Raw genomic sequence first — 6,547 nt, forward strand, 5'->3', positions numbered from 1 at the left:
TCCTAAATTATGGTGAGACCAGGGATTGTAAGGATTGAGTTCTATAGCTCGCTGGTAAGCTATTGCTGCTTCATCCCAATTCTGTTGTGTTAAGAGTAAATCCCCTAACCAATGGTAAGACTCACAACAGTTGGGATTGATATCGAGAGCATAGCGATAGGCTGCGATCGCTTCCGCTATTTTTCCCTGTTCTCGCAAACTATCTGCCCATTGGTGAGCCGCTAGCCAAGGGTCTTCTGATGGGGGTTCATACTCTGGTTCTTGCCACTGTCCCAATGCTTCCAATGCTTTGCGCAAGGGGTAGTATAAATCAGGATTTTCTGGACTGAGGTCAATGGCACGACTATAAGCGGTAACTGCTTCCTCCCAGTGCTGGAGTTGGGTGAGAGCCTCCCCTAATTTTTGGTAAAACTCAAAGAACTGGTTAGGGGATAGGGCTATGGCTTCTTGATAAGCAGCTACGGCTTCTTCTAGCTTCCCTTGTTGGGCTAAGGCTAAGCCTAAATTATGGTGAGTCCAAGCATTGTAGGAATTGAGTGCTATGGCGGATTGGTAAGCTGCTGCGGCTTGCTCCCAATTCTTGTTTTCTCGATATAAATCCCCTAGCCAATGGTGAGACTCAAACCGGTCGGGATTGGTGTCAATAGCATCGCGATAGGCTGCGATCGCTTGATCCAATTGTTTGGTTTCTCGCAGAGCATCGGCTAAGCTCTCTTTAACCCCATTGATGGTGGGGTTAATGGCTATAGCGCTACGGTAAGCGGTAATGGCTTCATACCATCGAGTTTGTAAGCTCAGACTATCCCCGAGATTTTGGTAAACCCAAGCTGGCTGGTCTTGATTTAGTGCGATCGCATTTTGGTAAGAGGCGATGGCATCGTCTAAATTTCCCTGTTGCTGCTGACATTGTGCCAAGTTAGGATATACTACTTTGCCATTTTCTGGGTCACACTGACTTGCTTCCTGGTAAGCGCAAACTGCTTGATCAACTCGATTGCTTTGCCTCAGAGCATCCCCGAGATTTTTGTAGATCCAAAACGGATGGCTAGGATTGAGTGCGATCGCATTTTGGTAGGATGCGATCGCATCGTCTAAATTTCCCTGTAGTGCTTGAGCTTGTCCTAAATTGTGATAAAAATCCGGATGGTCTGGCTCGAACTGCATCCCATTCTGGTAAGCCACCATCGCCTCATCCAGTTTTCCTTGGGCTCTCAGAGCATCCCCGAGATGTTTGTAGACCCAAAACGACTGTTGGGGATTGAGGGCAATTGATTTTTGGTAGCTTGCGATCGCACCTTCTAAATCCCCCTGCTGAGCCTGAGATTGTCCCAAAAGGTGATAAATTCCTGGATTATCTGGCTGTAACTCAATTGCTTCCTGGTATGCTGCAATTGCTTCACTCTGTTGTCCTTGCTGTCTCAATTGATTTGCAATACTTACAGAAGTTTCAACCATAGCTAGTTCTAGTTGGGAGCCCATCCTAATACTGTTTTTTTATACAATTATTTAACGATGGTTAAATAATTGTATTCGTTCTAGCAGTTTCTCATCGAATTGATTGTGGTATCTTAGGGATTTCGCCAAAACTTTATTATAGCTAATCGCTTATACCTAACCGATTCTATTTTCTTATCTAAAATAGCGTTTGTATTGGATATATAAACCTTTGAGGTCTTTTTTTCTTAGACAATAAAACTTCGGATCTCTTTCCCCTGTTGCCTTTTGGCTCTTGCATGCATGGCTTTTTCGGCAAGAAGTGTGTTTACAACTCATATACAAACTCTATAACCATACCATCAATATCAACCATTAGCAATCAGCAAAATGGCCGAACCGTTGTATATCAAGCCAGATATTCGATCAACCCTAGGCATCAGCATTTTCACCATACCTAAGCCTTTTCTAGGTAACATTGGTATCATCCAGCACAACGCTATTACCAGCTGGACTTTGCTCAAACCCAAGCCAGAAATCATTTTATTTGGTGATGAAATTGGTACAGCTGCTATTGCTCAGGACTTAGGAGTTAATCATGTTCCTGATATCGAGTGCAATAGCTATGGCACTCCTCTACTGGATAGTGTGTTTGCCCAAGTCCAGGAACAAGCAACTCACGATATCATCACTTATATCAACGCTGATATTATTCTACTGAAAGATTTTACCCAAGCCATTGAACAGGTCTGCCAACACTTAGAGACATTTTTAATCACTGGACGACGCTGGAATCTTGACCTGTCCAAGTCCATAGAATTTCAGTCTCCCACCTGGGAAGACACCATGTGTCAACAGGTCAATCAGACCGGTTGTTTAGGGGCTGATGATGCTAAGGATTACTTTATCTTTCCTAAAAATTTATTCCCTACTATCCCTAAGTTTGCGGTAGGACGGGGATATTGGGATACCTGGATGGTAACTACTGCGGCTATGAGGGGTTATCCCATCGTCGATGCCAGCGAAGTGGTGATGGCAGTGCATCAAAATCATAGTTACGGTCATCTGATGGGGGGCAAAAATGAGGCCCATATGGGTAAGGAAGCGCAACAGAATAAAACCATTGGCAATGTCCAAGGACAAGGGACGATTGCTGACAGCAGCTGGCAGCTAAAACCCTGGCATGATCACGATTCACCACGAGTTAGTGTGATTATTATTGTTCACAACAATAGCGCGATAGTTGAGCGAGCAGTGGACAGTGTGCTGGCTCAAAACTATTCCGACTATGAAATTATTGTGGTGGATGGGGCTGGTAATCAGGGAACAGAGAATAGGGAGCAGGGAGTAGGGAGTAGGGAGGGATCCCCCCTAGCCCCCCTTAATAAGGGGGGGATGCGAGTAGCAGGGAACAGGGAGCAGGGAGTAGGGAGTAGGGAGGGATCCCCCCTAGCCCCCCTTAATAAGGGGGGAACAGGGATTAATAAGGGGGGAACAGGAAGTAGGAACCTTAGTAAGGGGGGAATTGTTATTAAAGGGGGATGCGGTCTGGAGATGGCCCAAGGGGAATTTGTGATCTTTCTCGATAGTGACAGTGTTTTACTACCAGATGCCCTAGAGAAGCAAGTAGCAGCATTTGATCGGGAATCATCCACCCTGGATTTACTATTGAGTGGGTGGCAAGTGGTTGAGGGAGAAAAAATAACCCAGGTGACGCCATGGCAAGACTTACCAGATTTAGAAGACTTACACATCTGGAAGTTAGAGAAACTGTGGCAACCGTTGCGTCAAAGTAATAGTATGTTTCGTCGCAGTCGTTTAGACCTAGTAGGAGGCTTCAATAGGGAATTAAATCAAGACGCTGCGATGGTAGAAGTAATATTAAATCTAGTATTTTTGAGAGGAAGCCGAGCCCTGTGGTTGCCAGAAGCAACTTGTCGCTATTTTGGGCAAAGTAATACTATTGATAAACAGTCTAGTTCAGTTGCTCAAGATATGAAAGAGGTGATTGATAGTATCTTTAAGCAACCAACAGTGAAGGGATGGATGCAAAAATTAAAAGCTAGAGCCTATCCTAAGGGAGTAGGGAGTAGGGAGTAGGGAGTAGGGAATCGGGAATCGGGAATAGGGAATGGGGAATCGGGAATCGGGAATAGAGAGTAACAAAAAACATTCAACCTTTAACAACCTTATTTAAAAAGCAATGCAGCGCGCACTGCATCGCTTTTTCAGTTGCTTCCTTGGGGAGAATTCCAGAGCGAAACCTAGGTTATTTCACTGCTGATAATTTTATCCAGACTCAACAACTTATTATTTGCAAATCACTGGAAAAGTGTAATTTTTCATGAAATTACTATCGTAACAAATAATATTGCCATAGTCGTCGGTGCCAGTGAACCAGATCTGGATCTCTTCACTACCGTAATAGCAATCAGGGGTAGTAAACACTCCAACCTTGACGTAATCCACCCCAGGGGGGTTAAGGGACTTAAGGCGGAATTTAGTAATCTTGCCGCTGTTATCAGACATCACGTTGCCTGTTACCTCAGTTAAAGCCTCAAACTCAGGACAATCCCAATTGGCAGGTTCAGCTAACCTTAGGGAGTCATAAAAAACATGAACTTCGTGGTCCGGAGAAAGTATCGGACCGCTTTGGAATTCGACAAACTCCCCTGTTCCGGGCTGGATTGCAAACTGGAGTCCAGGATGAAATTCACTAGCCTGTGCAGAAGCTACCGTAAAGGAAGGCATCCAAGTCAGAGCTATGGGATACTCTTAAACCGTAATTAATCGGGATAAACCCGGATAAGACGGTCAAGGTGCAATTTATTGTGGTCTAAGTGAGGATTGGTCATACAGCAATTGGAGTTAAGCCTGCCATTCATCTATTTAGACGTTCTTGGCATCCCGACCAGGAGTTGCTTGAAAGCCTGAGCAAAGCTCATGTTTGGAGTCAAGCCAGCCAAGCTCAACTGCATCTAGCAGACTCAGTCCCATTCCTTTCAAGAAACGCGCAGTACGGCGCAATAATACTGCCTGCACCTCGGCTTTACTCATGTACCGGGTGATGTCCTTGTCCGTACCTCTATCAAGGACATTTTTGGCAGCGTTATGGTCAGCCTGCAACACGACCCCATCAAATCCGGTAAAATTGTCCCCAGTCCTTTTCCCTAATAGGGTTCCATTTCTGGAGTCAACTTGCGACGTGTAACTAGGTTGAACTTCTGTCACGACTGAACCAGTCCAATTAGCCCATTTCTGCAAGGAATCCCGCATTTTTCCTTTAATCCAACTATTGAGTTTGCGGGATGCAGCTTTGGACTGGCGTTTATTCGTAAATTGTCGTGTTAAATCTTCAGAAAAAACTTTTAATGATTCTCCGTTAAACAGCGATTTAGATGCGGCTCCTATAATAGCCGCCAACTTCGATTGATCTTGTTTGTAACGCTTGTTTTCTGTCTTTCGGGTCAGATTGTTTTTAAGGATACGAGTCGATTTAGCCGGGTCTAATTTCTCTAACTTTTTGTGTAATGCCCAAAGTTTTCCTCTTTTTCGATTTTTACTACATATGCGATCAGATTTTGCAGTAGTAGCGTACCCTAATCCTTTCCCGTGTGCCTGACCATCAGAGTCATAGAAAGCTTCAGTGTATCCCTTGTCTACTCCGATACTCCGACGTTCAGATGGAATTTCCGCAGTTCCATGATTCACTAAGAATTGAATCTCAAACCTTTGCAGCAATTTATTATAAATCAGCCTAATCTGTCCTTTTATTTTACGATTAGACTTGACTATTATTCTATTTCTTTTACCTCTTCTCAACCCAGCTAGTTCTAGTTGGTAAGTATTGCGGGAAAGTCGCTTACAGCTATATCCTCCTTGCTGGTAAACTATCTGATTTTTTACCCAAGAATGTCCTCTTTGAAACTCTTTTCTTACAAGCCTGTGGAGAAGAGGGTTGTCCAGGAAAGCTAAAGTCTTTAGTTGTTTGCAAAGCTCTTTTCTTCTTTTTTGGTTGTCTTTCCCGGAAAATCTTTTGTAAATCTTCTTGATGACTGCTTCAGTGCAAGCAGCTTGTTGAGCTGTAATGGCTTTTGCCACATCACTGACAGTCCATTCCATTAGCTTGGAAGGCAGTCCCAATGATTCGGGGGTCCTAAAGCTCCTGACTTCTGGGTACGCCTTTTTCCAGTCAAGACTCCAATGATTGATACTGCCCAGCTTGTTATAAGACTCGGAACGAACGATCCCCAACTTTTTCATAGTAGACAACAGCTCAGCACCAACCGACTCAGTCATCCCTATGACGGGGACGATTTGAGTTGATCTTTTCTTTGCTTCGTCTACTTTCTTAGACATTGTTAGATCTGTGTCCTACACTTCAATAATACTATAGCGCTAGTTAAATGTCAATGTCCATTTTGTGATATTAAATACCGATTTATCCCTATTTTTAGGGGTTTGATTGCGAGGCAATAACTAATGCCAATAGCGCATTGCGTAGTTTTTGCATAATTAATTTTCTTTCCTTATCGTAATGATTGGGTTAAAAAGTAATTAACCGAAAGGTTAAGCACCCTCGTAACTATTTTTTCTGTACCACTACAGAAGTTACTGCCCCAGCTTTTTGCTGCTAGGGACTCAAGCAACCTCCGATATACTAGATTAAAGGAAAAACACTTGTCAAGAGGAAAGACAGGAAATCAGCGGCGGGTGGGGAGTGTGGGAATTTTCTCTGGAATTTTTGTCAGCGGCCAAAGGGGGTTTACCCCACTGGGGCTTTGCATAAAGACAGTGAGATGTACCCGATAGGGAGTGGGAAAAACCTTAAATAATGCTTAACATTTAAGAATTATGAATTAAGAATTATGAATTAAGAATTATGAATTCTACATTCGGGAGCATGTCAGTTTTGTTAATCCCTGATTCAGATCCCCCTAAATCCCCCTTAGTAAGGGGGACTTTTGAATCTAATTCCCCCCTTTTTAAGGGGGGTTAGGGGGGATCTATATACATAATTACAAAGGTGAAATGCTCCCTCTAAATTAGAAATTATAAATTCTTAATTCTTAATTCTGCCTTCTACATTCTTAATTCTACATTCTTAATTCTT

4 protein-coding genes are annotated in these 6,547 nt (G+C 43.4%); 1 reads left to right on the forward strand and 3 read right to left on the reverse strand.

Annotation, left to right across the window (positions count from 1 at the left end; all coding sequences use genetic code 11):
- A partial coding sequence (locus F6J94_RS27790) for a tetratricopeptide repeat protein (RefSeq protein WP_293046302.1) occupies nt 1-1,455 on the reverse strand: 1,455 nt, incomplete at its 3' end.
- 369 nt (nt 1,456-1,824) lie between these two features.
- On the opposite strand from F6J94_RS27790, the gene F6J94_RS27795 reads away from it, so the two are divergent.
- The gene (locus F6J94_RS27795) at nt 1,825-3,534 is read left to right on the forward strand and encodes a glycosyltransferase family 2 protein (RefSeq protein WP_293046306.1); all 1,710 of its coding nucleotides are present in this window, start codon (nt 1,825-1,827) and stop codon (nt 3,532-3,534) included.
- A 210-nt stretch (nt 3,535-3,744) separates the two neighbouring features.
- Here F6J94_RS27795 and F6J94_RS27800 read toward each other — a convergent pair whose 3' ends face one another.
- Together F6J94_RS27800 and F6J94_RS27805 are read right to left on the reverse strand one after the other, a co-directional pair.
- A complete protein-coding gene (locus F6J94_RS27800; protein ID WP_293046309.1) occupies nt 3,745-4,185 on the reverse strand; it encodes a hypothetical protein in 441 nt (146 codons plus the stop codon).
- A gap of 138 nt (nt 4,186-4,323) precedes the next feature.
- Nucleotides 4,324-5,793, reverse strand: a complete 1,470-nt coding sequence (locus tag F6J94_RS27805; protein ID WP_293021411.1) for a zinc ribbon domain-containing protein — start codon at nt 5,791-5,793, stop codon at nt 4,324-4,326.
- Between the last annotated feature and the right edge of the window lie 754 nt (nt 5,794-6,547).

Origin of the sequence: Moorena sp. SIO1F2 (assembly GCF_010672755.1) — a bacterium.
In the GTDB taxonomy this organism is placed as follows: domain Bacteria; phylum Cyanobacteriota; class Cyanobacteriia; order Cyanobacteriales; family Coleofasciculaceae; genus Moorena.